25 protein-coding genes are annotated in these 26,306 nt (G+C 56.6%); 11 read left to right on the top strand and 14 right to left on the bottom strand.

The window, feature by feature from the left end; genetic code table 11:
• Window positions 1-710 precede the first annotated feature (710 nt).
• From ACHZBS_RS16505 to modA, 4 genes are read right to left on the bottom strand one after another with little or no spacing between them, the layout of a single operon-like run.
• Window positions 711-1,736, bottom strand: a complete 1,026-nt coding sequence (locus tag ACHZBS_RS16505) for an ABC transporter ATP-binding protein (RefSeq protein WP_319407618.1) — start codon at window positions 1,734-1,736, stop codon at window positions 711-713.
• Between the two features lie 8 nt (window positions 1,737-1,744).
• Window positions 1,745-2,665 carry an ABC transporter permease subunit gene (locus tag ACHZBS_RS16510; RefSeq protein ID WP_319407619.1) on the bottom strand — a complete coding sequence of 307 codons (921 nt, stop codon included), beginning with the start codon at window positions 2,663-2,665 and terminating at the stop codon, window positions 1,745-1,747.
• A complete protein-coding gene (locus tag ACHZBS_RS16515; protein ID WP_319407620.1) occupies window positions 2,655-3,455 on the bottom strand; it encodes an ABC transporter permease in 801 nt (266 codons plus the stop codon). Before ACHZBS_RS16515 ends, ACHZBS_RS16510 begins: the two co-directional genes overlap by 11 nt.
• Window positions 3,456-3,472: 17 nt before the next feature.
• Window positions 3,473-4,426 carry a molybdate ABC transporter substrate-binding protein gene (gene modA, locus ACHZBS_RS16520; RefSeq protein ID WP_319407621.1) on the bottom strand — a complete coding sequence of 318 codons (954 nt, stop codon included), beginning with the start codon at window positions 4,424-4,426 and terminating at the stop codon, window positions 3,473-3,475.
• 38 nt (window positions 4,427-4,464) lie between these two features.
• On the opposite strand from modA, the gene ACHZBS_RS16525 reads away from it, so the two are divergent.
• The 4 genes from ACHZBS_RS16525 (at window position 4,465) to ACHZBS_RS16540 (ending at window position 5,769) form a co-directional block, all read left to right on the top strand.
• A complete protein-coding gene (locus ACHZBS_RS16525; RefSeq protein WP_319407622.1) occupies window positions 4,465-4,638 on the top strand; it encodes a hypothetical protein in 174 nt (57 codons plus the stop codon).
• A gap of 117 nt (window positions 4,639-4,755) precedes the next feature.
• Window positions 4,756-4,995 (top strand): transposase, encoded by a 240-nt coding sequence (locus tag ACHZBS_RS16530; RefSeq protein ID WP_319407623.1) that lies wholly within the window; start codon window positions 4,756-4,758, stop codon window positions 4,993-4,995.
• A gap of 99 nt (window positions 4,996-5,094) precedes the next feature.
• A complete protein-coding gene (locus ACHZBS_RS16535; RefSeq protein WP_319407624.1) occupies window positions 5,095-5,472 on the top strand; it encodes a hypothetical protein in 378 nt (125 codons plus the stop codon).
• 18 nt (window positions 5,473-5,490) lie between these two features.
• Window positions 5,491-5,769, top strand: a complete 279-nt coding sequence (locus tag ACHZBS_RS16540; protein WP_319407625.1) for a hypothetical protein — start codon at window positions 5,491-5,493, stop codon at window positions 5,767-5,769.
• Window positions 5,770-5,930: 161 nt separating this feature from the next.
• Here ACHZBS_RS16540 and ACHZBS_RS16545 read toward each other — a convergent pair whose 3' ends face one another.
• Complete coding sequence (locus ACHZBS_RS16545; protein WP_319407626.1) at window positions 5,931-8,282, bottom strand: PAS domain S-box protein; 2,352 nt, start codon at window positions 8,280-8,282, stop codon at window positions 5,931-5,933.
• Window positions 8,283-8,723: 441 nt separating this feature from the next.
• On the opposite strand from ACHZBS_RS16545, the gene ACHZBS_RS16550 reads away from it, so the two are divergent.
• The 5 genes from ACHZBS_RS16550 to ACHZBS_RS16570 all read left to right on the top strand — a co-directional run bounded on the left by ACHZBS_RS16550 (window position 8,724) and on the right by ACHZBS_RS16570 (window position 11,513).
• The gene (locus ACHZBS_RS16550) at window positions 8,724-9,116 is read left to right on the top strand and encodes a hypothetical protein (RefSeq protein WP_319407627.1); all 393 of its coding nucleotides are present in this window, start codon (window positions 8,724-8,726) and stop codon (window positions 9,114-9,116) included.
• Window positions 9,117-9,146: 30 nt separating this feature from the next.
• Window positions 9,147-9,581, top strand: coding sequence for a MarR family transcriptional regulator (locus ACHZBS_RS16555; RefSeq protein WP_319407628.1), 435 nt, complete (start codon window positions 9,147-9,149; stop codon window positions 9,579-9,581).
• Between the two features lie 65 nt (window positions 9,582-9,646).
• Window positions 9,647-10,258: an NAD(P)H:quinone oxidoreductase gene (gene wrbA / locus ACHZBS_RS16560; protein ID WP_319407629.1), complete on the top strand. Its 612-nt coding sequence runs from the start codon at window positions 9,647-9,649 to the stop codon at window positions 10,256-10,258.
• 126 nt (window positions 10,259-10,384) lie between these two features.
• Window positions 10,385-10,996, top strand: a complete 612-nt coding sequence (locus tag ACHZBS_RS16565) for a flavodoxin family protein (RefSeq protein ID WP_319407630.1) — start codon at window positions 10,385-10,387, stop codon at window positions 10,994-10,996.
• A 133-nt stretch (window positions 10,997-11,129) separates the two neighbouring features.
• On the top strand, window positions 11,130-11,513 hold the full coding sequence (locus tag ACHZBS_RS16570; protein WP_319407631.1) for a RidA family protein: 384 nt from the start codon (window positions 11,130-11,132) through the stop codon (window positions 11,511-11,513).
• A 121-nt stretch (window positions 11,514-11,634) separates the two neighbouring features.
• On the opposite strand, the gene ACHZBS_RS16575 is transcribed toward ACHZBS_RS16570, so the two are convergent.
• The gene (locus ACHZBS_RS16575) at window positions 11,635-14,844 is read right to left on the bottom strand and encodes an ASKHA domain-containing protein (RefSeq protein ID WP_319407632.1); all 3,210 of its coding nucleotides are present in this window, start codon (window positions 14,842-14,844) and stop codon (window positions 11,635-11,637) included.
• A 272-nt stretch (window positions 14,845-15,116) separates the two neighbouring features.
• On the opposite strand from ACHZBS_RS16575, the gene ACHZBS_RS16580 reads away from it, so the two are divergent.
• Complete coding sequence (locus tag ACHZBS_RS16580) at window positions 15,117-16,166, top strand: radical SAM protein (RefSeq protein ID WP_319407633.1); 1,050 nt, start codon at window positions 15,117-15,119, stop codon at window positions 16,164-16,166.
• A 10-nt stretch (window positions 16,167-16,176) separates the two neighbouring features.
• Complete coding sequence (locus ACHZBS_RS16585; RefSeq protein ID WP_319407634.1) at window positions 16,177-17,070, top strand: DMT family transporter; 894 nt, start codon at window positions 16,177-16,179, stop codon at window positions 17,068-17,070.
• Window positions 17,071-17,077: 7 nt separating this feature from the next.
• On the opposite strand, the gene ACHZBS_RS16590 is transcribed toward ACHZBS_RS16585, so the two are convergent.
• From ACHZBS_RS16590 to ACHZBS_RS16625, 8 genes are all read right to left on the bottom strand, one after another.
• Complete coding sequence (locus ACHZBS_RS16590) at window positions 17,078-17,419, bottom strand: AzlD domain-containing protein (protein ID WP_319407635.1); 342 nt, start codon at window positions 17,417-17,419, stop codon at window positions 17,078-17,080.
• Window positions 17,412-18,131 carry an AzlC family ABC transporter permease gene (locus tag ACHZBS_RS16595; protein WP_319407636.1) on the bottom strand — a complete coding sequence of 240 codons (720 nt, stop codon included), beginning with the start codon at window positions 18,129-18,131 and terminating at the stop codon, window positions 17,412-17,414. The genes ACHZBS_RS16590 and ACHZBS_RS16595 overlap by 8 nt, the downstream gene beginning before the upstream one ends.
• A gap of 86 nt (window positions 18,132-18,217) precedes the next feature.
• A complete protein-coding gene (locus tag ACHZBS_RS16600) occupies window positions 18,218-19,039 on the bottom strand; it encodes a polysaccharide deacetylase family protein (RefSeq protein WP_319407637.1) in 822 nt (273 codons plus the stop codon).
• Window positions 19,040-19,044: 5 nt separating this feature from the next.
• A complete protein-coding gene (locus ACHZBS_RS16605) occupies window positions 19,045-22,068 on the bottom strand; it encodes a methyltransferase domain-containing protein (protein ID WP_319407638.1) in 3,024 nt (1,007 codons plus the stop codon).
• Window positions 22,069-22,120: 52 nt separating this feature from the next.
• The gene (locus tag ACHZBS_RS16610; protein WP_319407639.1) at window positions 22,121-22,855 is read right to left on the bottom strand and encodes a glycosyltransferase; all 735 of its coding nucleotides are present in this window, start codon (window positions 22,853-22,855) and stop codon (window positions 22,121-22,123) included.
• 887 nt (window positions 22,856-23,742) lie between these two features.
• Complete coding sequence (locus ACHZBS_RS16615; RefSeq protein ID WP_319407640.1) at window positions 23,743-24,324, bottom strand: glycerol-3-phosphate acyltransferase; 582 nt, start codon at window positions 24,322-24,324, stop codon at window positions 23,743-23,745.
• Window positions 24,321-25,826 carry a polyketide synthase dehydratase domain-containing protein gene (locus ACHZBS_RS16620; protein WP_319407641.1) on the bottom strand — a complete coding sequence of 502 codons (1,506 nt, stop codon included), beginning with the start codon at window positions 25,824-25,826 and terminating at the stop codon, window positions 24,321-24,323. The genes ACHZBS_RS16615 and ACHZBS_RS16620 overlap by 4 nt, the downstream gene beginning before the upstream one ends.
• The gene (locus tag ACHZBS_RS16625) at window positions 25,823-26,305 is read right to left on the bottom strand and encodes a thioesterase family protein (protein ID WP_319407642.1); all 483 of its coding nucleotides are present in this window, start codon (window positions 26,303-26,305) and stop codon (window positions 25,823-25,825) included. Before ACHZBS_RS16625 ends, ACHZBS_RS16620 begins: the two co-directional genes overlap by 4 nt.
• Window position 26,306: the final 1 nt, after the last annotated feature.

Raw genomic sequence — 26,306 nt, forward strand, 5'->3', positions numbered from 1 at the left:
AAGGGCATCGAACGTGTAACGCCTATTTGTACCGAATCGGCGAGAGAGCCCGTGCATGGACGTTGAGGTGAAACAACCTCGGGAGGGACAATCAAGGGCCTCTCTTCCGAACTTGAGAATCTGGATAAGGAATGATGGGCGGATCCGCCGGTTCGGGTCATGCCGGATAACCGTAACGATCAGATCGTAAGTTCGCCGAAGGAAGAGAATGTCTCGCCATTATTTTATCAGAATCAGGAGGAGAAGTGCGTGCTGACAATCAGAATAGATTTTAACCTACTGTTATCGTTTGTTAAAATTTTTTGTTGACATAAGGATTATAGAATGTCCCCATTATACCCCAAGTACTTTCCCACAGTGACGTGGGAGATGGCGCAGCTTTTGGCGATATTACGGTTAGTCAGCTGATGGTCGAATTTGAGCCTGAGCACTTATTTGAGTTTTCGCATGGATAATCGGTCCTTTGCCATCGATCCTCCCCAAAATGGAAATGGAAAGGATTACCGTAAAAAGTTCGATTGATCCAGCGTCGGCTCACCCGATGAAGGTGGTCACAATGCAGCGGAATCGGTGGTCACAATGTTCCGGAATGGGTGGTCACAATCCAGCGGAATCGGTGGACAGTTTGCAGCGGAATGAGTGGTCACAATGCGGCGGAATACGCACTGTTGAGGTCGCCCCCCGCGCGGGGGCGTGGATTGAACCCTTTTTTACAATTTTTCAATCACCACAATTTTTTCCGGCGGGATTCTTACGTTTACCTTGTCTCCCCTGTTAAACGTTTTTCCCTTCATTGTATAGATGATTAGAGGAATGCCGATATCCACTACGACTTCAGAAAAATAGGGTTTTAGTAAGCTGTTCTCGACCGTTCCGGAAAATAAGTTTTCTCCTTTCTGGCTGTTTTCACGGGAAATTTTTATGCTTTCGGGCCGTATGGCAACGATTACATCGCCTTCGAATGTACTCTTTTTGACAAGGGCTGTTTCTCCTATTTTTAAACCGGAACCATGCGCAATGCCGGAGAAAATGTTTTGAGACTTTACGAATCGGGCTAAAAATTCGTTTTTTGGCGCTTCCATGACCTGTTTCAGTGTGCCGGTCTGGACGATCGAACCCTCGTTCATAATGGCTATCCTGTCCGCTACATCCGAGGCCTCTTCGAAATTATGGCATACATGAATAAAGGTCCCATTGACATCTCTTTGCAGCCGGCGCAGTTCCCTTGCCATTTCTGTCCTCAGGTTCTCATCCAGGGCGCTTAAGGGCTCATCCAGAAGAAGAAGCCTCGGTTTCGTGGCCAGGGCCCGGCCCAATGCCACCCGCTGCTTTTCACCCCCGCTTAAATTCAGTGGCATTCGATGTCGGATATATTCAATTTTGAGCTGGGAAATCATCTCAGAAACAACAGCATTGACCTGCTCTGACGGCATTCTCCGTGCCTCCAGACCATAAGCGATATTTTTTTCCACCGTCAGATTCGGAAAAAGAGCATAGTCCTGGGGGACATAGCCGATGTTTCGTTCTTCGGGATAAAGAGAGGTGATATCCTCTCCGTCAACCATTATGCTTCCTTTATCCGGTTTGAAAATACCGGCTACATATTCGACCAGAACCGTCTTTCCCGCCCCGGTCGGACCAAGAATCGCCAGGTATTCACCTTTTCTGACACTTAAATTAACATCGTGGAGTTGAAATTCTCCGAGAGTTCCATTCAGATTTTTGATTTCGATCATCGTATTTCCTACCATACATATCCTTTCGCACCGATCCTGTGCATCACATAGACAGAAATCCCGCCTATAAAAACCAGGACAAAGGCCAGGGCAAAACCATATTCGATATTGCCGAACTCCACTTGTGCCCACACCGCCACTGAAACCCAATCCGCCTGATCCATCTGCAGCAATTTCGTAAAATCGGAAAATCGTGAAGCCGGCAGTTCCCGAAATGTCCCGCAAAAAAAGAGGACGGCACTGAACTCGGCCATTGCCCGGGTCCATGCCAGTATGATTCCGGCCACGATGCCGCTTTTTGCCAGGGGAAGGGTTGTTGTCCTGAATGCTCTCCAACGGCTGCTTCCAAGGGACCTCGCTACCTGCTCAAATCGGGGATTGACGCTGTCAAAGGTTGCCTTCCAGGCGCTCATCCCAAAGGCGAAGGAAAGCACCAGCGAAGCGATGACCATTCCCGGAAAGATGCTGTGGGCGAATTTGAATCCCAACCAATTCTGCATCTCCCATAACGGTCCGTAGTTGAACATTACAATAAGGCAGATACCGATCACCGATCCCGGCATAACGATTAGCGACGAGAAGAGGATTTCAACGACCGATTTTCCCGGAATGCGGTATCGCGAAAGTGCATAAGCCGTCGGGATGCCCAGTATCGTAGCGATAAAGGTGGTAATCAGCGTTGTTGCCAGCGTAAGGTTGAGCGACTTCCAGAAATATACGTCTTTCCAGAAACCTCCCGCAAACTGGTTTAAGACCTCCCTGTCTTCACCCCAGATATCCGTTACCTCGCGGGTTTTTATGGCCGCTTCGGTTACAAAAAGCTGATCGATATTGCTTAAAAACAGATAGGCGGAATACAGGAACAGAAAACCGGCAAAACTGTAAAAAAAGGAGTTAAAGACTTTTCGGCGCTGCCCATTACCAGACATTGCTTCTTCCTCCAATTATTTTCATTGCCGATATCGCTGATACGGCCATGAGGATGCAGACAATACTCATTGAGGTTACCCATCCCATCATCCCTCCGTTCCAGTCGAGATAGATGGCAAATGGCATGATGTCCGTTTTTCCTTCGGTTGCCCCGACAAACAGCATAAGCCCTTCCCACTCAGCGGCCGCCCTGGCCCAGACCACAATCATGCTGGCGATTATTCCGTTTTTCGCCATGGGAAGAACCACTTTAAAGAATGTCCGGAAGGGAGGGGCGCCCAAGCTGTTGGAAACCATTTCAAACCGGATGGGTATCATATCGAAACTGGCCTTCATGAGGCGGGCGCAAAAAGCGGCGGTTACCGTAAACTGAACCAGAAGGACGCCATATACGTTTCTGCCGATATAGATGCCGTAAAATTCACTGATCCAGTCAAAAGGGAACCGGGTTGTGATCCCGAAGAGAAATGCACCCACGACGGCTGGAGAAACCACAATCGGCAGGTCGATGATGCTGGCAAATAGATAGCGGCATGGAAATCGAAATCGAGAAAGGGCATATCCGGCGGGAATACCGATAAACAAAGAAAAAGAGGTTGAGATTGTCGCTGTCCATACCGTCAGCCAGAACCGCTCCCACATCCTCGATTTTGAGAAGAAATACAAGGTATCATGCCACCCCAGATAGATCCAGTTGCTTGTCACCAGCAGGATATAGACAGCTAGAATGCTGCCGGTAGTTCCTATACACAGGGCCGGCCACCAGCCCCCTCGAGATCGTAGACCCACTTGAACGCCTCCTTGCCTTAATCTCCCGCCCTGGTTGTTTTTTTCTGCCGTAAAACCTCTTCTTCCAAATCACCGACGGTTTTTTTATTCACCGGAAATGAAGGATTTTTTACTGCCTTTGCCGCATTCACCAGGTACTCCATATCCTGGTCGGTGATCCCATCCAGGCAGAACCCCTGTTTGTCAACAGGGATGACCGGGTTGACTGCATAGGCGTGTTTATGAAAAATGGCCCGCCCCTTTTCGGATAGAATATAGCCCATCAATTCGTGGGCCTCCTCTTTATACCTGGCAAACTTGAGCACCCCCACCGGCAGCCTAATAACGCCGCGATATTTCTGTTCGATGGGTATAATCTCCACATCTCTAAGATAAAGAACCGCGGTGGTTCCCCAAACAATGGTTGCATCAATTGCCCGGTGCTGAGCCGCGTTGCCCAGTTCCGGGATGCATTTGGCACTCATGGTTGCGTTCTCTTTGACTTTGTCCCAGATACCCGCTTTTTTGAACGTTTTCTGGTGCCAGATCCCGATGGCGCACGACCTTGGATTTCCGAGCCCCACCCTGACACCGGGCCTGGCGAAATCCTCTATTTTTTTAATGTTTTTCGGATTTCCTTTGGGGGTGATAATTACGGTGATGAAATAGGCCGGGATGTCGGTTGCGGGATTATAGTCAGTGAGAAAACCTCTTTCCACCGCCTGCATCAGGTAGAATTCCTCTCCGGGCATGAAAAGATCTCCCTGTTTCGACCGGGTGATATCTGCAATAAAATATCCTGAACCCTTGTAGGAGAAATTAACTTTGATATCCGGATTTTCTTTTTCGAAAACCCCTTTGATTTCATTTAGCGCCCCCCGTTGTCCCAACCCGGCATGAAAAAGGATCCTTTTCTCTTTCCCGTATGCCTGGGTGACCAGGAAAAACGAAGCGAGAACCAGCAAAATTGCTGAGACTTTAGATGCTTTCATTGCAAACCCCTTTCTTTCATTTTTATCGGGAAATGTTGATGGAAAAAGAACATATGCGCAAAATAGAACACGCCATTATTAGAAAGGGAACAGAAGATGGTCAACTTATTTCGGGATATATTTCATTTAAATTTCCAGAAGCAACCATCAATGACCAAAAGTTACAAATGCCCGTTCTGGCGGAGCCGGCCGTAAAGGTATTTGACCACTGATGTACAGTTGCTGTTGGTGAAAGCCAGACCCTGGGTAATAGGGGACGTACGTCGTAATAGGGGACGTACGTCGGATATACGGTTTACAATTTTAGTTCGGTCTGCTAAATGGTTGCTATGCCACGGAAAGCCCGCATAGACGCCCCCGGAGCGGTGCACCATATCATTTTAAGGGGAATCAATCGCAGAAAGATCTTTTTTGATGATTCTGACCGGGATGATTTTCTGGATCGGCTTGAAGGCATCCTGACAGATAGCAAAACGTCTTGTTATGCTTGGGCATTTATGACGAATCACACCCACCTGTTATTGAGGACGGGAACCGTTCCCATTGCCACGGTGATGCGCAGACTTTAAACCGGCTACGCGGTGAGTTTTAACCGGCGGCATCGACGATCCGGGCACCTGTTTCAGAATCGATACAAGTCTATTTTGTGCGAGGAAGATCCCTATCTATTGGAACTGGTGCGGCACATTCACCTCAATCCCTTGCGGGCCGGAATCGTCGCTGAAAAAAAGGCGTTGAATACCTACACTTTCTGTGGTCATAGCGCGATCATGGGCAACGTTATCCATAGGTTTCAGGATATCGATTACGTCTTGAATCTATTTGGCGGGAAGATTGTGCAGGCAAGAAGACACTATCTGGAGTTTGTAAAAAAGGGCATCTCCCAAGGCCGCCGCCCCGATTTAACTGGAGGCGGATTGGTGCGAAGCGCCGGAGGATGGGCTGCGTTAAAAACCATGCGTAAAGGCGAAAGCCGGATGAAGGGCGATGAGCGTATCTTAGGTCAGGGAGATTTCGTCGATAGCGTATTGCAAGCCGCCCGATAGAATTGGGATCGCAAACATATGCTTCGGGCCAGAGGGTCCGATTTCCAATGGTTGGCCGAGCGGGTGACCGGCATGTTCGGCCTTACGTTAAAGGAGTTGTTGACCGGCGGAAAACAACGCAAAACGGTGAAGGCGCGCAGCGTATTGTGCTATTGGGCGACGCGGGAATTTGGGATGAGTGCGGTGGCGCTATCCAAACAACTAAACATCGCTTCCTCGACGGCCAGCGAGTCCGCGGCCAGGGGCCTGCGGATTGTCGAAGCGCAGGGGTTGACACTTTTAGATGAGGACATCTGATAATCCGAGCAACCGATGAGCGTCCCTGAAGTTCCCTTATAATGGATATCATGCTAAGCATCGGCTTGGCCGAACAATTCACTGGTGCGGACAGCTAAAGGCCGCGCCTTACAGTTCAGCCGTGTTATCGTTGCCAACGATTGGATGGGAACGATATGTGTTCAACCTTTCTCTCTGTCCTCGTTCAGCGCCTCCCTCACTTTAGCGCCAAGGCTTTCCTCAGAGAAGGGTTTCGGTATGAAATTAACGCCTTTGTCTAAAACACCGTGGTGGGCGATGACGTTGGCCGTGTATCCGGACATAAACAAGCAATGGAGATTGGGGTAAAAAGGAAGGATGTTTTTTGCAAGGTCCCGTCCGTTCATTTCAGGCATGACCACATCGGTCACGAGTAGGTCGATCTCGCCGGAATACGCCTGGGCAATTTGAATGGCTTCGCCCGGCGTACTGGCCGCCAAAACCTGATGGCCCAGTCTTTCGAGCATCTTCACCGTCATTTTCAGGATCGCCGGCTCGTCTTCCACGACAAGGATCGTCTCGTGGCCGCGCTCAATCGGTTGGCTCGATTCCTTATCCGGAAAGGCGTCCTCCCGCGTCCGGTGCCGTGGGAGGTAAATCTTGAAGGTCGTCCCATGGCCCGGTTCGCTGTAAACATTGACGAAGCCATTGTTTTGCCTGACCACCCCATATACCGTTGCCAACCCCAGCCCCGTACCCTTGCCGGATTCCTTGGTTGTGAAAAAAGGTTCGAAGATGTTCTCCAGCATCTCCGGTTCCATGCCGCAGCCGTCGTCGCTAACAGCCAGAAGCACGTACTCGCCAGGCAAAAAACCTGGATGATCGCTGCAGTAGCCCTTGTCAAACGCAGCGTTGCCTGTTTCGATAGTGACTCTGCCCACATCTGCGATGGCATCCCGGGCGTTGACGCAAAGATTGGCCAGAATCTGGTCGAGCTGGCTGGGATCCATCTTTACCGGCGACACATTCTTGTCCGGCAGCCATGCCAGATCGATATCCTCCCCGATAAGGCGCTTTAGCATACTGGTCATACCCGCTATGATCTTATTAAGATCGAGCACCTTGGGGGACACGGTTTGTTTACGAGCAAACGATAATAGTTGGCGGGTAAGGTCGGCCGAGCGTTCACCGGCCTTTCTGATTTGCTCCAAGTCGGGATAAATCCGATGGGACGGGTCCAGGTCTGTCAGCGCCATGCCCACATAGCCTAAAATCACGCCCAACATGTTGTTGAAGTCATGGGCCACGCCGCCCGCCAGCCGTCCTACCGCTTCCATTTTCTGGGCTTGGCGCAGTTTTCCTTCGAGATCTTCTTTTTCCTTGTCAGCCAGTTTCTTTTCGGTGATGTCTCTATATTCGACCGCTCGAACAATACGCCCCTTATAGGGAATATTTTTTCCATGAATATAGAGAGGATATATCGTCCCCTCTTTTCGCACCCCTTCAACTTCATATGGTTTCCCAAAACCGGACGCAATATTCTTCCTAACAGTATCGCGCCACTCAGGAGCTATGAGGGTGTTGAGCGCATCCATGCCGATCAGTTCATCATGTGTATAACCAGAAATATCAGAAAGACCTTGATTGCAATCTAAAACGATTCCCTGGTCATGAATAAAAAGGCCGCCAAAAGAGGCATCGTGAAGCTTTCGGTAACGTTCTTCGCTCTCTTTGAGGGCTTCTTCGGCCTTTTTTTGATCTGTGATGTCCTGGAAGGTTCCGATCAGCTTTGCTGTTTTCCCATCGATGATTTCGGGATGGCATATCGTGCGTGTCCACAAATCTTTTCCTCGGGCGGTAATAAACCGGGCCTCCATGTCATAGGGCTCACCATGATCGAGGGCCCGCTGAATTGCCTCCTGCATCCGCTGCCTATCTTCAGGATGAAAGAAGTTGATCGCCTCCTTCAGAGGGGGGTTGGAACCCAGAGGGACTTCGTGGATACGGTGGGTTTCCTTGGTCCAAGTCAATTCGAGTGTATTGGCATCCAGTTGCCACCCTCCCACCTTGGCCATCTGTCCGGTGGCATCAAGGAGAGCCTGATTTTTCTCCAGTTCCTCTTGATTGTATTTCAATGCCGAGATGTCGCGGGCTATGGCATAAGTTACTCCTTTTTCGGGATAGGGATGACTCACCCAACTCAACCATCGATAGCTTCCGTCCCTGCAACGATATCGATTTTCGAAGTTGATTGCGCTGGTTCCCTTCTGCAAATCCTGCTCGACAATGGTCATGGTCGCATTTATGTCCTCAGGATGAATAAATTCGAAAAAGGGTTTTTCCAAAAGTTCCTCTTCAGAAAAACCCAGCACTTCTGTGAAAGCAGGATTGACCTTGATGAAGGAAGCTGTGTTGATATCAGCGATGCAGATCATGTCCAGCGACATGGAAAATAGTTGCGCAAGTTCTTTTGCGGTCCCTTTGCGCTCTAATTCAACCTCTTCTAATTCTTGGACTCTTTTTTCCAACTCTTCGTAGGAAAGCTTTCTTGACATGGCTAATACCTACACATTTTTTAAAGATGAACGTTGCGGATCATTGCAGTATTCATAAATCGGACAACCCCTTGCATTAGAACCGGCAGCCCGTGATCGATCCTAAGGTATGCAATCATTTATCGTTCGTGTTTCGATGGGGCATGTATCGTCAACCGTCCCTCTGGTACGCTTTAGCAGAGCTTATCAGATTTATGGGAAAACGTCACCTGTCGGGGGCGGCCGGAAACCGTATAATTTGTAATAGCCTGATATTATAGTTGGTCTGACCAAATTGAGGATACCATAATCCGTGTCCGTCAGGTCAAGTAAATCTTGGGAACAAGCAGGCACATTTTATAAAACCCTCGAATGCAGTAATAAAGGGGTTGGGATCGAACACAACGGGGTCAGAACACAACGGGGTCAGGTCTACACACTTGACAGATTAAAGGGTCGTCTATGAACACAATAAAACGGATCATCGACCTGTCACTCAAGCATCCCGCCTTCGGTCAGCAGCGCATCGCCGACCAACTGGCCCTCCAAGGCCTGGTCGTATGCCCCACGACCGTTAGAAACGTGTGGCTCAAGGCGGACCTGGAAACCAAATACAAACGGCTGCTGCAGCTTGAAGAAAGGGCCATGACCAAAGGCTTCAAGCTGACCGAACAGCAGATCCGCCTGCTGGAAAAGGCTAATCCCGAGTTTGCCGAGCGCCATGTAAAAAGCGATTATCCTGGCCAGTTGCTTTGCCAGGACACTTTCTACGTCGGACGTTTGAAGGGGTGGGTCGGATCTATCTTCAGGCGGTCGTTGGAGGTAGAACGCTATCTGGATTATTATTTATCTTGACATCAAGATTAATGCGTTTACCTTTGTGCCATGGAAACGGGATCGCACATACGCCTGATATTGGGCAGGGCAGCAAAGGCCGTTGAACGGGTCGACCGGGCCAGTATTGCCGGGACGAGTCTGAATGCAAGCGATTTTGGCATTCTGGAGGCGCTTTTGCACAAAGGCCCGCTGCCCATCAACACCATTGGCAGGAAGGTCCTCCTGACCAGCGGGTCGATGACCGCTGCGGTCAACCGCCTGGCGGAAAAGGGCCTCGTTGAACGGATTCAGGATTCTGCCGATGGACGCTCATTTTACCTGCATCTGACTGACTCCGGGCGCAAGCTCATAAAAAATGCCTACGACAGGCACGCCCGGAACCTTGAAAAAATCGCCGCGGTATTGAACCCGAAAGAGCGCAACGAGCTGGTCAGGCTGCTGAAAATAATCGGCCTGCATGCTGACGGCGTGGCGATAGACTGATTTTCACCGAATCAAAACAAAGGGTTGTTCCAGACAAAACCATCAAGAAGAAGGAGAATGCAATTATGAAAGTACTGATTGTTTACTACTCTACCTATGGACATATCCACCAAATGGCCGAGGCGATTGCCGAGGGCGTCAGAGAGGTCGACGGTGCCGACGCCGTATTGCGGCGTGTTCCGGAAACCCTTCCGCAGGCGGTGCTCGAAAAAATGGGTGCCGTCGAAGCCCAGAAGGCCTTTGCGCAGGTGCCGGTTTGCACCGTTGAGGAACTGGCTTCCGCAGACGCCGTGATCTTCGGTACGCCGACGCGCTTCGGCAATATGTGCGGGCAGATGCGCCAGTTTCTGGATGCCACCGGCCAGCTCTGGGCCCAGGGCGCGCTGGTGGGTAAAGTCGGCAGTGTGTTCACCAGCTCGGCCACGCAGCACGGCGGACAGGAATCAACCATTTTGTCCTTTCATACCACCCTGTTGCACCATGGATTCGTGATTGTCGGGTTGCCTTACGCCTTTCAGGGCCAGATGCGAATCGATGAGATTACCGGTGGATCGCCCTATGGTGCCTCGACTATTGCCGGCGGGTCGGGGGAACGGATGCCCAGTGAAAATGAACTGGCCGGGGCGCGTTTCCAAGGCAGACATGTTGCTACGGTTGCCGCCAAACTTAAGTCCTGACCGGGAAGCCGGGCCGATGGTCGGGTGTTGAACATCTGAAGCGAGAGCATTCCCCGCGGCTTGCCACGGGGAATGCTCAAAAGCGAGTGCACATGCGACGTGGAAGCCATTCATGGAGACGGATCAATGATTGAAATTGCCGCCGTATACGGCAGTCCCCGCCGGCAGGGCAACACCTCCACACTGCTCAGGCATGCGGTTTCCGGCGCCCGTGATGCGGGTGCCGGCGTTACCGAAATAGTGCTGCGGGATCTGAAAATGTCACCCTGCCTTGAAATTTATGGGTGCAAAGATGCCGGGAGATGTGTGATCGATGACGATTTTAGAAACGTTGAAACCCTGCTGCAGCGGATCGACGGCTTGATGTTGGCTTCACCGATTTTTTTCTACACCGTCAGCGCCCATACGAAAATTCTCATGGATCGCTGCAATTCTCAATGGGTCAAAAAATACTGGATCGAAAAGAAACCCTTTGGACAGAAAAGTTATCCACGCAAGGGCTTATTTATCTCCGTCGGATCCACGAATGGGAAACGGTTGTTTGAAGGTGCGCAGCTGACGGTCAACTATTTTATGGATGCGTTGGACATGGAACTATGGAAATCCCTGCTTTTCAGGGGGATTGAAACGGAGGGGCAGATTCAACAATCGCCTACCTCCCTGGAAGCGGCGTATGAAGCCGGAAAGGCCTTGGTCCACGCACTGTCAGATCGCCACCGTTTGGCAAACCGCGAATAAGAATAACGGCTGTATCGCCCACAGGCGAATAATACCTTTGAGGTTGTTTTTTTGGATATCCGGAGACAGCTTCCGGCCGCGTAGGTCCGGGGGCTCCAATGCGATAAGCAATGAAAAAGAAAGGGAAATATAGATGACGTTGAAAACGGTCCACACCGATAAAGCACCGGCGGCCATCGGCCCATATTCTCAAGCGGTGATTGCCCCGCCCTTCGTTTTTGTCAGCGGCCAGCTGGGCATGGATCCGTCCACCGGCAACCTGGTGGGGGAAGACTTGGCAAGCCAGGCCCGGCAGGCCCTGGAGAACGTGAAGCAGATCCTGACCGCCGCCGGCAGCAGCCTGGAGAAGACCACCGCCGTGGAAGTTTTTCTCACGGATATGGGTAAGTTTTTGGAATTCAACGCCATTTATGCCGAGTACTTTTCCGCCCACAAACCGGCCCGCGCCGCCATCGAGGTCAGCGCCCTGCCCAAGGGCGGGTGCGTGGAAATCAAGTGTACTGCAGTGGTGGGGTAACCCTTTACGCGCATCTTGAATTCAGGCGTCAGCGTTCAGAATGATGGGTTCGCCTTCGCTTCGGCCGCTGGCCTGCTGCTTCGGTAGGCTTCGATCCGGCATTCAACCGATAGCCTAAAGTCTAATCGTCAATGGGGGGAAACGCCGTGGCCTGCGCAAAGGCCATGGCGAAATCCGGTTCGGAAGCCAGTTCCAGGCAGCGGATGCGGCGGCACAGGGTGCGGGCCTCCGCTCTCAATTTTTTATCTAAAAGGGCCATGACGATTCCCACCCCGGCTAGGTTCTCTTTGGGGATGACCGCTCCCTGGGCAACGGCCGACGGCAGCATGCCGATGGCCAAGGCGTTCTTCCAGTTGAAGCGGGCACCGAAGGCGCCGGTGAGGATGGTCCGGTCGATTTTCCGGATGCCGGCCTGGCGCATGAGAAATTCGATGCCCGTGAGAAGCGCTCCCTTGGCCAGCTGAATCTGGCGAACATCTTTCAGGGTGACGGAAATATCGCTGCCGGTGGCGCTTTGATCGTTGCCCGCGATGGTGTAGTGCCGACCGATGCCCTCTTGGTCGGAAACCACCCCGCCGGAGGTTTCATCCAGCCGGCCGTTGGGCAGGATGGCACCGATTTGCCGCAGCGCGGCGATCGCGTCGATGATGCCGGAGCCGCAGAGGCCCATGGGCCGGTTTTTGCCTTCGTTTCCCAGCACCTCATAGGCGACGCGGCTGTTATTTTCTGCGGGCCACGCGCGATGGATGGCGCCGGACACCGCCCGCATGCCGCAGGAGATCTGGGCGCCCTCCAGGGCCGGGCCGGTGGCGCAGCTGGTGACCCACAGTCCGTCCCGGTTGCCCAGCACCACTTCGCCGTTGGTGCCGATATCCACGATGAGGGTAATCTCGTCGCGCTCGTGGGGCCGGTCCGCCAAAATGGCGGCCATGGTGTCGCCGCCCACAAACCCCGATACGACCGGCATTAGAAATACGGGAACGGCCGGATCGGTGGCAAGGCCCAGTCCACCGGCACTGAAGACCGGTGGTGTCAGCGTCAGCGGGAAATAGGGGAAGACGCCGAGGCTGTAAGGGTGGAGCCCGGCAACGATCTGCTCCATGGTGGTGTTGCCGCAGATGGCCACCTCATCGATGTCCGTGGATGTGGCGCCGGCCTGTTCCAGACAGCGGGTCATCAGAAAATTGATGCCTTCGGCGGCCAGCCGCTGGAGTTGGTCGAGGTGCTCATCCTTCTGGTTGATGCGGCTGATGCGGCTGATTACGTCCTCGCCGAAGTGCCGTTGCGGGTTGACGCAGGCGTCGGCGGCCATCAGGGCGCCTGTTTTCAGGTCGCACAGGTAGCCGGCCACCGAGGTGGTGCCCAGGTCCACGGCGAAGCCCAGGCTGGCGGTTTGTTTGCCCTTTATGATGCGGCGGATACCGGTCTCTTCGTGCACTACCAGGGTGAAGTCGTTCAGGCTGTCGCGATATCTGCTCAGCTGTCGCAGCGAGGCGGTATCGGCCGCCGCGGCGGCCGAGTCGCCGACCTGAGCGGCCAGCCAGTCCACCAGGCTTGCCGGGCTGTTGTCCGTTTTGAGACCCGGCGAACCGCCGCTGACCGTCAAGCGCCGGATCATGGGGTCAACCGGATAGCTGCCGGCGATGCCGGTTTTGCCCCGGGCTTCGGCGCTTTCAGCCAGGCTGTCGGGGATGATGACCGTCCCCTTTCCGGTGGCTCGGGCCTGGCAGGCCAGCCGGAACCCATCGGCCATCTGGTCCGGCGTGAGCACATCCACTTCCGCATCGGTAGGTGGAGAGAAGTTCTCCCTGGGGTGGACCCGGACGCGGCATTTGCCGCAGAAACCCATGCCGCCGCAGTCGGCGCGGATGTCGATGCCATGGTCGGCACCCATCTCCTGCAGGGTTTGACTCTCATCCAGGGGTACGTTCAGACCGGCCGGTTCGAATTTGATCCGATGGGCAGCGGTAATCTTCTCGATGGCGCGGCGATCGACTTTTCCCGTGGCCGCCATGGGGATATGCGCGACCATGTCGATCCGGCGGGGTTTTTCATGGGGCTCCAGCACCTTGTCCAACGCCAATTTGATCCTGGCGGCGGTGCTGCTGCCCACCGCCAGGGCCATGATCTCCCGATCCCGCCCGCTGTCCACGGGGGTGGCAACCACCGCGGCGTCATCGATGCCTTCGATTCCCAAGATCAGCTGGCGGATTTTTTCCAGGTCCACCCGGTTGCCGCCCACTTTGACAATATTGTCCGCGCGTCCGGTAACCACGAACCCGTTGCTGTCCCGGGCCTTCACGCGGTCGGCGACCGTAAACCACCCGCTGCTGCGGACCGGCAATTCCCGGGAAAGAAAGGCCGAACGGATATCCAGGCTGTCTCCGGCCACGCGCCACTGGATGCAGTCGTAGGGTGTGAACCCCTGTTCGGCCCCGGCCCGGCAGCGGGTGGCGATGCCGCCGGTTTCCGTGGATCCGTAAACCTCCACCAGATCCACACCGGTTGCGTTGGAGAACGCCGTGCCGTCGGCCTCGACCAGAGGACCGGCCGAGGAAAAGGCCAGCCGCAAGGCGCCCTTGTCCGGCGGGTTGTCCTTCAGGGCTCGGTAGTGGACCGGCACGCTCACGAAAATCGTGGGCGAGGTTTCGGCCATCTGCCGCTTGATCTCTTCGGGGAAGGACGGGGTCTGTGCCACCACCCGGGCCGATGCCGCCAGGGGTACCAGCAGTGAATAGAGCAGCCCGTAAATGTGCAGAGCCGGGACGGTAGATAGAATGCGGTCGCTGCTGCCGATCGCGTAGCACTTGACCAGGTAGTCCACTTCGCCCAGGAGGTTGCGGGGTGTTTTGGACCAGAGGCGCGGGGCGCCGGTGGATCCGCCGGTGAACAGACGGACCCAGGGGCGGTCGGGGTCGGGGGCTTTGTCGGAAGCGAGAGTCTCCACGTCGTCAACCAATTTTCCCGGATCGATGATCGCTGCGCCTGTGGGCAGCCGTTGGGCGGGATGTCCGATGACCCGGGTATAACCGGTCAGCTGGTGCAGGTCGGAAAATGCTGCGGCCGACAGAGCATGGGGCATCAGCAATTCCGGCCCCCCGGCCAGTGACGCGAGAAGGGCGGCGGCCATCACCGCGCGATCGTCGGTACCCAGGCAGACGGGGGTGTCGTCACCGTCGTCAAGGCGCGCCCTGATGCGCCGGGCCATGCGGTAAAGTTCGCCGTAAGTGGTGCCGGGCATGGTGAACGCCTGCCCCGGCCGGGACGGCCCCGACAAGAGCCGGGTCATCATCAGTGAAACCGTATCGGGTGTTTGCATGGATTCTGACATGTCAGTGGGGTGGTCCTCGCCTTTTCCGGGTTGGGGTTCATTAAGGGCCCACAGTTAATACAGGGATCGATCGGGGTCAAGGCATTCTCGAGTTGTGTTCGCTTGACACGGCCGGATAATTTGAATACCTAACGATGGCTTGCCGGCCGCCCATCAGAGGCCGTTGCTGCGCAGCAGCGTAAGGATGGCAATCGATTTTCAATTCGCCCGCTAACGCTGCGCCGCAAGCGACGGGGAATGCCCTCGCTATTGCGATTCAAAAGGACCCATGCATGGACCCCTTCACCCACCGGTTATGTGATTTCGAATTCGACAGGGCGACCATCGCCCGCGCCGCCGCCGAAAACCGCCTGCTGACCCTGGAGATCGAGTTCAGCCTGCGCTGCAATTTCCGTTGCCCCTATTGTTACGTGCCGGCGGAAAGCTATTTCGACGACGAGCTGACCCCCGACGAGATCCGGGGTGTGCTGTTACAGGCCAGGGATCTGGGTGCCCGGCGGATCATCATTCTGGGCGGCGAGCCCAGCATCTATCCCCATATTCGGGAGATGATCGACTTCATCCGGCGCCAGGGCATGGAGGTGGAAATGTTCACCAACGGCAGCGGCATCAGCGCCGACTTCGCCCGATGGCTGTTCGACCGGCAGGTGCGGATGGTGATGAAAAAGAACACCTTCGACCCCGACCTGCAGGATCGCTTGTCCGGCCATCGGGGTGCCGGCCGGGCGATTGCCGCGGCCTTCGATCATCTCAGACAGGCCGGCTATCCCTCGCCGGAGGCCTTCATGGCCGTGAGCACCATCATCTGCCGCCAGAACCTGGAGGAGCTGCCCCGCCTGTGGTGCTGGCTGCGGGACCGGGGCATCGCACCCTATTTCGAAATCATCACTCCCCAGGCCAATGCCCTTGAGAATTGCTGGCTGGAGGTTGACCCAGCAGGTCTGCAGGTGCTGTTCGAACGGCTGGCGGCCATCGACAGAGAACGCTACGGCCGGACCTGGGATATCCAGCCGCCGCTGGTGGGCAACCGCTGCCTGCGCCACCAGTTTTCCTGCCTGGTCACGTCCAACGGGGAGGTGATGCCCTGCGTGGGGGTGACCCTGCCCCTGGGCAGCGTCCGCCGGCAGCCGCTCCAGGAGATCGTCGCCAACAGCCTGGTGCTGAAGGATCTGAAAAACTACCGCAGCACCATCAAGGGACTCTGCCGGGAGTGCGCGCAGGCCGATGGTTGCTACGGGTGCCGGGGTGCCGCCTACCAGCTCACCGGCGACTACCTGGCATCGGATCCCCTGTGCTGGCGCAATGCGCACGCGGCCCCCTGAAAGTTTTCCCATGAACGATACCTCCGGCCCAGGTTCTCCGGCCAGAACGCCGCTCGTCCTCGGCCTGCTTGGCTGCTCGGCTGTTTTTGCATCGGCTTTCTGCTTTTACTTCTCGACGGTAGTGATCCGCTGGTCCCGGGATGTGGTGGCCATCGATTCGGCCTATTTCGCCTTTTTCCGGTTCCTGCTGGGATTCGTGGTGGTCTGCATCCTCATGGCCCTCAACCGGCAGGGCCCGTCTCCCAAGCGTTATCACCTGCTTATCGGCCGGACCGTCGGTAACTGCGTGGCCGTTTACTGCTTCTACCAGGCGGTGCGCTATACCTCGGTGGCCGAGGCCAACATCCTCAACATGACCTACCCCATCTTCGTGGCCATGCTCTCATGGATCGTGCTCCGCCACCAGCGGGATCCGGTGGCCGTGGCCATGGTCGCCGCGGCGATGGCCGGTGTATGGCTGATTCTCCAGCCGGGCCGCATCGGCATGGGCATATCCAGCCTCTGGGGGCTGGGGTCGGGAATCAGCGCCGCCTTTGCCATCCTCTACCTCAATCTCAGCCGGCAGCACCACGATACCAACACCGTCCTCTTCTACATGTTCGGCCTGGGATCGGTGCTGATGTTCGCATTTTTCCACCGCCGCTTCTTCTGGCCCAATGCCGCCGAATGGTACTACCTGACGCTTTGCGGCGGAGCCGGCATCGCCGGGCAATTTCTGATCACCATTGGATTCCGCTACGTCACCGCCGTGGAAGGGGGGGTGATCTCGTCCACGCGTATCCTGCTGGCGGCCCTTCTGGGCCCCTGGCTGGCGGCGGATCCGGCATTGGGACCGGCCGGATGGGTGGGCGCCCTGCTGATTTTCGGGGCCAACGTGGTGCTGGCTGTCCGCAAGGGGCGTTGATCCGTATTCATCCCAGCCAGGCAAACCACAGCGGGCTCACCTTTCCCGACAACCAAAACAGCAGCATCCCCACGACTACCGTCCCACCCAATGATCGCGTCCACCAGGCAAAGGCAAACGTCGGTATGGCCACCCAAAACTCAGGCCGCAGAGGGTCTATATATCTTGGCTCCCCGTTGAGGATCAGGGCCGGCAGCAGCAGTGCGCTGAGAATGGCTGCGGGTATCAGTTCCAACCACTGTATGAACCATTCCGGCAGGGGGCGCCGGGAGAGATAATGCAGAGGAAGCCAGCGGGGCAGGTAGGTTACCAGGCCCATCCCGAGGAGCAGCAGCAGATAATCAGTCATTTTTAGGATTACTCCTCATCACCTTACGCTGGATGATTACCCCCACTGTGGCGGCAGCAATGGAAGCGATGACGATATAGGTGTTGCCTGGAATCATCAGGGCCAGGCCCACAGCAGTTAAGCCGGCAATCAAGGCCGTTAACAGGTGAATCCGCTTTCTGATTTGGTAGATGAGCAGGCAGATGAACATGGCGATGAGAGCATAATCAATGCCAAACGCCCCTTCGGGGATGAAGCGGCCACCGATGCCACCAGCCACGGTGCTGATAAACCATGTCAGGTTGGCGGCGTGGTTGACCACCAGGGCGCGGGACAGACTCCAGGTGCGGGCGTTGAATCTAGGCAAATTGACGGCAAAGCTCTCGTCCGTTACGCCATAGGCATAGAGCGCAAGCAATCCCCGGTGAGCGGTGCGCAGATAGACCGCCAAGGCCGAACTCATCAGTACGTGGCGCAAATTGACCACAAACGTAGTGGTGATGATGGCCGGTGCCGCGGCTCCGCCGGCCAGCATGGAAACGGCAATGAATTGGGCGCTGCCGGCAAAGACCATGATGGACATCAGGCCGATCTGGAGGGGGGAGAGACCCGCTTTCTGGGCCAATACCCCAAATGCCATGCCGATGGGCAGGTAGCCCAGGCAGATGGGCCATCCGGCCTTCAACCCCTCTTTTAGGGCAGCCGACCTCGCAGCAGATGAAATGGGCGTCATACTCCAATACCTCGATCAGATATTAATTGGGCGGTTCAGGTCAAATCAAGACAACTGTCCGATCTGTAATCTATACTGAAAAAGGGTCATACACGCCGATGCATCACCGGCCGGCCGATCAGACGGGAGAGGGAAACGGGTGTCAGTTCCTTTTCTGAAAGGCCTTGAAGGATCTTTTCGATTTCACCGAGCCACTGGCCGATGGGTTGGCCCGGGCCGGGTATTGAATCGTGCAGCAGCACGATATCGTCGGGTTTGACATGAGAGAGAATCATTTTGGCCAGACGGCCGATGCGGCGATTGCCGCCGTCGAAGGCTCGGCAGCTGAAATTGACGGCAACGAGGTTGCGGGCGGCCAGCACCTTGCCCATGAACGGGGTGGTGATGCCGATGGGCGGGCGGAAGGCCAGGGGAACAATGCCCAGCGGCGCCAGCACCCGCTGGGTGGCGGTGATTTCATGTTCCAGCAGCCGCGGCTGACAGAACATTCGGTATCTGTTGTGGTGAAAAGAGTGGTTGCCCACTTCGTGGCCCTGGGCAATGATAGCTCTCACCAGATGCGGGTAAACGGCTGCCCGCCCTCCGATAACGAAAAAAGTGGCCGGAACGTGATATTTCCCCAGCAGTTCCAGCAGCCGCGGGGTGGTGACCGGATCGGGGCCGTCGTCGAAGGTGAGGGCCACAACGGGCATTGCCGTGTGCCCGCGGCTGATCACGGGAAAGAAAAAACCGATTCTTGGCGAAAAGGGCGCCATGGCACACAGCATCAAAAAAAGGGTCAGCGGCACGGTGGCCAGGCGCAGGTTGACGGCTGCCAGCATGACCGCCAGTGCGAAGGCGATCATGCCGCAGCGTTCGGCCTTGGACAAACTTGTGGGCGAAGGTTGAATGTTTTTGTCATTTTTCAATGATTCTACCTCGGTGTCGCCACATGCCACACCATATCTCCCCGACGGCCTGAGGGTCGGCTGATCAGCACCTCGAAACCGCATTTCCCCAGAATCGCAGAGAGCGCTGCCGGATCCCGGTAACGGGCTTTTTTCAGACCATTGATTTTGAGTTTGACATGTTCCAGGCGCCAGGTCCAGGGGGGCCGGGCCGACGGGGGCAGCACCGACCGTACGATCAATCGGCCGCCGGGAAGCAGGCGCTCATGGATACACGCAACGGTTTTTTCCAGCTCCCAGTCTTGCAGGTAGTGGCTCATATCCAGCATGATCACCAGATCCAGCAGCATATCCAAGGACGGCAGATCAGGAGCCGCTTTCCTGACGATGCGCCCCCGATTGCCCAAGGCCAGGGCGGCCACGCGCACCCGCTCCGGGTCCGGGTCGATGCCGCGGATGGTGGCGTTGGGATAACGGTCGGCCATCCAGCAGGCCGGTACGCCATATCCGCAGCCCACATCCAGGATGTTGGCGATGTCGGGTTTTTTAGGTACCAGCGTTTCCAGCTCTCCGAAAAGCGGGTCCATCCGCAGCTTGAAGCGGGCGAACATGCGCGGATAGGCTTCCATGTTGCGGTAGCGCCAGGTGATGCCCCCGGCGTCTGCTGGGCGGCGTTCGAACCGCCGCTTCAACAGCGGCGGCAGGATCAACACGGCGCCGACAAGGCAATAGCCGATGCCAAAAAAGGAGATCAATCCGGCGCTTTTCAACAGGTTGTGGTCGGCGCCAAGCAATACCGCAAATCCGACGAGGGTTGAGGCGGCAGCCATGAAGATGGCCGTCCTTACCACCGAAAAATGGGGATGGTCGAAGCGCTGATAGCGCTGATAGCCCCTCACCATGAACAGCGTGTAATCCACCCCTATCCCCAGGATGACCACCGACAGCATCAATGCCGGGATGTCAAGGGGGCGGCCCATGATGCCCAGGGTGCCCAGGGTGCAGACAAAGGCGAAGGCCAGTGGCAGCAGGGAGATGCCCAGCAGCCCGGCGTCGGCGAAGAAGACCATCAGCAGCAGGATCAGGCTGGCTCCGATAATCAGGAGCATTTTCATGAACGTGCCGAACAGCAGTTGTCCCATGCGCTCAGAAAAGAGGGCAGGGTCGAATACGGCGCAGATATCGGACAACCGGTTGTAAAAACGCTGGCTGTCAAACAGCCTGCAAGGGATGATCCGAGTGACCTGGCGCCACCGGCCGTCGCCTTTGTCTTTGGAGATGCCCAGCAGCGGCTGCACCCGTTCCGGAATCCCTGTCGTATCGGGAGGGTCGGCAACCAGCATCTGCAGAAACGGGGCAAAGGCGGTGTAAGTGAACCCCAAAGGTTCCCCCTCCCGGATGAACTGTCCGGATATTTTGCGGATGCGCCCATCTGTCCAGAACTGCTGCCAGGCCCCGAAGTTGTCCGCCCTTGCGGCGCTGCCCGGGAAAAAAAGAGACGGCGTCACCGCGGTTTCGATGCTGCCGGCGTGGGTTTCGGTATTCAGGTATTCCAGCAGGCGGTCGTTTTTTTCCTGCAGGGAATTCAGGTCGTTCGCTTCGGTCATGAGGTAAACGCTGGAAAAAATATCGCCCCAAACACGGGTCATCAAGTCATCGGCCGAACGTGTTTCCCGGCTGACGCTGTTCATGGCTTTCAAGTCGGTGTTGAAATGGGGCCGGATGAAAACGGCCAGTACAACCGCGGTCACTACCGCCACTGCCAATCCGGGGTTGCCGGTCGACGCCAGTCGATCGACGCATCGTGAAAGGTGCCGTCTGGCGGGTGGCGCACCCGGCGGGTAGTTTCGCAAGAGCCGGGGGAACACGGTGTGAACGAACAGAAAAGAAAATCCGATACCCATGGCGGTGAACTCCCCCAGCTGTTCGAAGATCGCAAACCCGCTGAAGGCCAGGACGCCGAAGGCACCGATCGATGTCAGCACCGCCAGCAGTCCGACGGCTCGGATTTCCCGCGAGGCCTGCTGCCCGCCGCTGTCCACAAAAAGCATATAGGCGATGCCGTGGTCCACCGTGATGGAGATGATCGCTCCGCCGAAACCCAGCACCATGATGGCGATGCTGTCGTGGATCAACGAGAAAACAAAAAAAGACATGACCGTTCCGGCCAGGGCCGGCAGCAGTGCCATAAGCCCCACCAGGGGATGGGAAAAGGCGGCCAGCAACAGCACACCGATGCCTGCCGCGGCCCACCAGATGGCACGGTTTACATCCCGTTTTACGATGGTTTCGTTGTCCAGGGCAGCCCGAAATGCGCCGGTGGGTGTCAGGGTGATGCCGCTGCCGAATTCTTGCTCCACTTCTTTTTCCATGTTTTGGAAAAAGTGGGCCAGGGTTCGGGCCAGGGTCGTATCCGTGCTGGAGCCGGCCGGGGTGGCCAGAATCAGCAGGTGGTGCCGGTCAGCGGAGAGAATCCGGCCACGGTGGATGGTCGCTCCGGGAGCGGGGTTCAGGGCAGCCAGACGGGCCAGGACGATGTGGCGCAGTCCCAGTGGATCGGCGGCCATGGCCGCGGCCTGCCCGATGCCGTCTATATGGTAGAGGTCATCCCGGGCCCGCGTCAGGGCCTGCCGGATCGCCTCGTCTGTCAACAGCGGCAACACCTGTCGCTGCAGCTCTCCTTCAGTGAACAGAACCGGCAGGTTCCTGACGACCTGATTCGCCAGATCGGCCAGGCCCTGCTGCATGGGCTGGGTTCCCACCTGTGCGAACAGATCGCTCTGGATCAGTCGGGCTTCCACCGTCTCTGCGGCGGACACCAGGCGTGCCAGATCCGCGCTGTCAGAGCCGATATCGATAGCGATCCGATCCTTGATGGGGTTTTTTTCGAAGAGGTGGATGCCGTCGGCGATGACGGGGTCATCTGTGGGCAGCGATCGCACGATGTCCGTATCGATGGTGATCCGGTGAACGGCAATCAGGAACAGCGCCGTACCGATGGCCGCTGCCGCCAGCAGCCCGAATATGTTGATGGTTGCTTTCAGTCGCATTGAGATCGTCTTTTCGTTAAGTCCCGGGGTCGGGAAAGAGAGTATTTCCGCATCAGGTCAGTATCCACAGGATCGCAGCACCAATCACCAGCAGGTGGGTCGCAATGACGGCGTATCGAAAGCGGTGGTAATGCTCGTTGACCGTCTGGATGATTCTTAAACCGCCGAAGAGGCGGCGGAGGGTGTCCAGTGCCCGGTGCCGTGAATTATCCGACGGTGAGTTGCTCTGGAAGGCGATTGACGGATAGACGACAAAGGCGTCGTCGATAAAATTCCGCAGCATGATGTCATAGGGAACCTTCTGCCACGGGGCATCGGCCATCTGTCTGGCCAGAGACGGTTTGATCAGGTAGGCGTGGGCCAGGCACCGGTATCGAATACGCCTTATGCCCGGCGTTTCTGTGGCCCGGCTTCCGCGGGTGAGGCAGCCTAAAAAAAGAATTTTGCACGCCTCTGTATTTATAAAAAATTCAATGTTTTTTTCCAGTCGAGGCGCATCGATTTTCCCAAATACAACATCGTCTTCGAACATAAGCATGTGCCTGGCACCGGCCGCCAGGCCCATTTTCAGACAGGCCTGGTGGGATTCAAAGATCCCCTGCTCACAGTCACGGGGATGTCGGCGGGCAGGAAAGAACGATACCTGTTCGTCGAGTCCCACGCGGGCAAACTGATCCCGGGCACCGGCCTGCCGATCCGCCCGTTCTACCAGCGAGATGCAGTAGATCCGGTCGATGCGTTGCCAGACGGATTCGAGCGATCGGTGTTCTTGGGGTTGGTTGAACAATTTTTTCTACTCTGAAGCTAATTGCAGTAAATTAAACCTCGGGCTAAGCCTGAGCGACCCGAAGAGGTTCGGACCGGTCCGGCGAGCCATTCAGCCGGCAAATGGTTATTTGAACGTCGAACAATGAACATCGAACGTCCATCGTCGAATGCGGAGATCGCTTCGCTCCGTCAATCTGTTAAAAGAAGCACCGGTCATCGGTGCGGTCTGTGAAATAGGGTTTAATCGCATTAAAACCGATAGAATGCCTTATTCGAAGTTCGAAGTTCGAAGTTCGATGTTGGACGTTGGATGTTCGGCGTTCATGGGTTTGGGTTTCAGCCCCCTTCGGAGGGCGCTTGATCAAACCACCCGCTAAGCGAGTGGTCGGTGATTGGTAATCGACGGCCAGTCCATCGGCTCCCCCTGTCAAAACGGGTGTTTTCGTTCAGCGATGCACAATTTCCTTGATCCCGCGGCCACCAATGGTTACGGTCCGGTGTCGATATAAAAATGCGTAAAGGAGGCACTGCCGTCCTGTGGGACCCATCGACATACTGATAAAAAAGTTAGTCATCCGCCTTTCCCGAACCGGATTTGTACAATCGGCCATTGCCGAAGGGGCGGACCTGAGCGCCTTTCGCCGTCGGCCTGACCTGAGGGTGGTTTCCGGGGTGACCGCCATCGCTTTCAGCTACGCGATCGGCTGGCCCTTAATTTCCCTTTTGGGCATTGCGGCAGTCTACTATGGCAACGCCGCCATCGTGGTGATCGGCGGCCCGGTGGCCTATGGGCTTTCCCATCTGGTGTTTTTGTTGGGCATGTACCTGGCCGGAGCCAAATACAGCCGGATTTTTCTGCGATGGGCCGTTTGCCGGGGGATGACACGGCTCATGGGGCGGTATCGGCTACCCCTTCCTACCCCATCGCTCCCTGATGTTGCGGTGGTGGCAGGCCACGATGAACACGGCCGTCACCCCGGCGCCGATTCCTCCCTGCCAGTTCCCTCCCTCGGCCAGCGCTGTTCCGGCGGCCAAAAAGAGCACCATGGCGAAGGATGAGAGAAACGGCGTTCGCCAGACCAGGTGCACCGCGCCCCAGGCCAGGGTTCCCAGGGCGGCCCAAGCCGGTGCGACGACGGCCGTAAACCCCAGGTAGTTGGCCACCCCCTTGCCGCCTTTGAAGCCGTGAAAGCAGGGAAACCGGTTGCCCGCAACCAATCCCAATCCCACCCATGGCACCTGCCAGAAGGGCGTCAGCGCTTCGGCCGCAAGGGCCACGAGGACTGCCCGTCCCATGTCCAGCAGCAGGACCGCCGCGGCCCATCCGATGCCGGCCTGTCGATAGACATTCGTGGCGCCGGGGTTGCCGCTGCCGTGATGACGCGGATCGCCGCGACCGGCCAAGCGAAATGCCAGAATGGAAAAATTTATCGAACCGGCCACATAGGCAGCGACCAGCAGCAAAACGAATGTCGGGAGCCCGGTCATGACCCATCATCCACGATAAGCACGGTGAACAGGTGACCGTCAATGGTTGCATGAATCGCGGTCTGTGCCTTCCCGCCATCAACTTCCAGCAGGCTGGATTCAAAAGCCACGGTCGTCACCCGCGTACGCTCCCAGGATTCAGCGAGATGGATTCCCAGGGCCTTGGCGGCCGCTTCCTTGGCGCTCCAGACCCGCAGGGAGGCATCTGCCCGGCCCAGGGGGGATTGGTTTACCACGGTTTGCTCATCGGCGTCCATATAGAGGTGCATGGCCCCAAGCGGCTTTTTCGACAGCGGCTCCACATCCACGCCCACCGGATGTCCGGCGGCCACGGCAATGGTGAAGCGTCGGTCATGGGATACGGCACAATCGGTGCGGGTGCCATCAGCCAGGGGGCATTGGGGGGATTGGCCGTTTTCGGCAACGGATTCAATCTCCCGGGACGGCCGGAGATCGCCGACGCCTGACAGTGATCGGCTGAGTCGTTTGAGGGCCAGCCGGGCGGACAGATATCCCCTGGCCCGTTCCGGGACCATGGGTGCCAGTCGTCTTTTTTCGGTTTCGGAAAGTGCGGTTGCGGCAAACGCGGCAACGGCGTCACGCTCCAGCAGCACCATGCCTGAAAGGCGACGGCGAAACGGGGCGAGGGGATCGCCATGGGCCTGTAGCCGGAATCCCTGCGGGGGTTGGGTGCGGCCGCCGCTGACGTCCCGCATGTTAACGCCGTTGGCGGCCTCGCACAGCCTGCCGGTATCATCATAAATGAAGATGTCGAAGACGAAGGGCTCATGACCGGTCTGTACCGGCACCACGCGTGCCGTGTAGACCTCGTCCAGCCGGGTGGGATGGACGGCGGTGCGCCGGTCCATGGAGACGGGAAAAGCCACGATGCCGCAGAACCGCTGGCACCAGACGCAGGCGGCATGAAAGGCCGCATCCAGCAAATAGGGGGACCCCAGGAAAAGATCGGTGCGGGGATCGACCGGATGGGGTGAACGCACCCGGGCCAGGGCGCCGTCCGCTGAAATCAGCAGCGGTTCGCAGAGGTTGCGGTAGGACGGGCCAAAGGGAACCATCTCCCGATAGATGCGGGCCGGGTCCACGGCAGTGCAGACGCCGGCAATGGATGCGGCTGCTTCGAGGGGCGGTTCGACCGCCGCCGGCAAGTCTCTCCCAAGTGTCAGCGAGGCGTGTTTCAATGTGCGGGAAATCCCGGCGCCGGGAGATTTGAAACGGGTGATAAGCGTTGTGCGCAGGGATCCGTCGTCATTTTCATCCACCTGATTGAATGCCGGGAACGGATCCGTCGTGTCCAGCGGGAGAAACCTGTCGAAGCGAATATCCGTCAGCCGGCGGCCGTCAACTCCCGGGAAACGGCGACAGGTATCCGCAGCGAGTTGTTCCATGGCCTCAACTGCCGCAAAAACAGGCCGGTCCTGCACATGATGGTCCCTGAAAAATGGCGGCGGATTTACCTTTATGGGAAAGGATGTCGATTTCACGGTTTCGGAAAAATGTCCCACAGATGGACGGTTTTGGGATCCACCTCCACCGGCGTGCCCGATGCGTTGACTGCGCAATGGCGGGTGAATCCTTTGCAGACGATGTCGCCGGATTCCTGGTGGGTAATCACATAGTCAAACTGGAGCCGCACCCGCTCCAGCACCGACGGCCGGGTATGGACCCACATGGCGTCGTCGTAATACAGGGGCCGGAAATAGTCGATGTCCACCTTGATGATGGGGTAGATATAGCCGCTTTCTTCGACCGCCTTATACGGGTAGGCGGCATCGCGCATGAGCGAGGCCCGGCCGAATTCAAAATAGCGCAGGTAATTGGCGTGGTAGACCACCTGGGAGCGGTCCGTGTCCGCGTAGAGGGTGCGGGTTTCGCAGCGGTGCCAGACGATATCGCTGGTACGGTCCCGGACATACTGCGGGTGGTCGTTCAACGGGACAGGAACAAAGGGTTTCGGTTTCATT

Origin of the sequence: uncultured Desulfosarcina sp., from assembly GCF_963664155.2 — a bacterium.
Taxonomy (GTDB): domain Bacteria; phylum Desulfobacterota; class Desulfobacteria; order Desulfobacterales; family Desulfosarcinaceae; genus Desulfosarcina.

Coding starts and splice junctions, on each gene's coding strand:
- wrbA (WP_319407629.1), top strand. CDS start 9,647: ATGAAAGTACTGATTGTTTACTACTCTACCTATGGACATATCCACCAA.
- ACHZBS_RS16590 (WP_319407635.1), bottom strand. CDS start 17,419: ATGACTGATTATCTGCTGCTGCTCCTCGGGATGGGCCTGGTAACCTAC.
- ACHZBS_RS16580 (WP_319407633.1), top strand. CDS start 15,117: ATGGACCCCTTCACCCACCGGTTATGTGATTTCGAATTCGACAGGGCG.
- ACHZBS_RS16530 (WP_319407623.1), top strand. CDS start 4,756: ATGCCACGGAAAGCCCGCATAGACGCCCCCGGAGCGGTGCACCATATC.
- ACHZBS_RS16545 (WP_319407626.1), bottom strand. CDS start 8,282: ATGTCAAGAAAGCTTTCCTACGAAGAGTTGGAAAAAAGAGTCCAAGAA.
- ACHZBS_RS16555 (WP_319407628.1), top strand. CDS start 9,147: ATGGAAACGGGATCGCACATACGCCTGATATTGGGCAGGGCAGCAAAG.
- ACHZBS_RS16605 (WP_319407638.1), bottom strand. CDS start 22,068: ATGCGACTGAAAGCAACCATCAACATATTCGGGCTGCTGGCGGCAGCG.
- ACHZBS_RS16550 (WP_319407627.1), top strand. CDS start 8,724: ATGAACACAATAAAACGGATCATCGACCTGTCACTCAAGCATCCCGCC.
- ACHZBS_RS16615 (WP_319407640.1), bottom strand. CDS start 24,324: ATGACCGGGCTCCCGACATTCGTTTTGCTGCTGGTCGCTGCCTATGTG.
- ACHZBS_RS16585 (WP_319407634.1), top strand. CDS start 16,177: ATGAACGATACCTCCGGCCCAGGTTCTCCGGCCAGAACGCCGCTCGTC.
- modA (WP_319407621.1), bottom strand. CDS start 4,426: ATGAAAGCATCTAAAGTCTCAGCAATTTTGCTGGTTCTCGCTTCGTTT.
- ACHZBS_RS16570 (WP_319407631.1), top strand. CDS start 11,130: ATGACGTTGAAAACGGTCCACACCGATAAAGCACCGGCGGCCATCGGC.
- ACHZBS_RS16510 (WP_319407619.1), bottom strand. CDS start 2,665: ATGTCTGGTAATGGGCAGCGCCGAAAAGTCTTTAACTCCTTTTTTTAC.
- ACHZBS_RS16540 (WP_319407625.1), top strand. CDS start 5,491: ATGCTTCGGGCCAGAGGGTCCGATTTCCAATGGTTGGCCGAGCGGGTG.
- ACHZBS_RS16595 (WP_319407636.1), bottom strand. CDS start 18,131: ATGACGCCCATTTCATCTGCTGCGAGGTCGGCTGCCCTAAAAGAGGGG.
- ACHZBS_RS16505 (WP_319407618.1), bottom strand. CDS start 1,736: ATGATCGAAATCAAAAATCTGAATGGAACTCTCGGAGAATTTCAACTC.
- ACHZBS_RS16625 (WP_319407642.1), bottom strand. CDS start 26,305: ATGAAACCGAAACCCTTTGTTCCTGTCCCGTTGAACGACCACCCGCAG.
- ACHZBS_RS16575 (WP_319407632.1), bottom strand. CDS start 14,844: ATGTCAGAATCCATGCAAACACCCGATACGGTTTCACTGATGATGACC.
- ACHZBS_RS16565 (WP_319407630.1), top strand. CDS start 10,385: ATGATTGAAATTGCCGCCGTATACGGCAGTCCCCGCCGGCAGGGCAAC.
- ACHZBS_RS16525 (WP_319407622.1), top strand. CDS start 4,465: ATGGAAAAAGAACATATGCGCAAAATAGAACACGCCATTATTAGAAAG.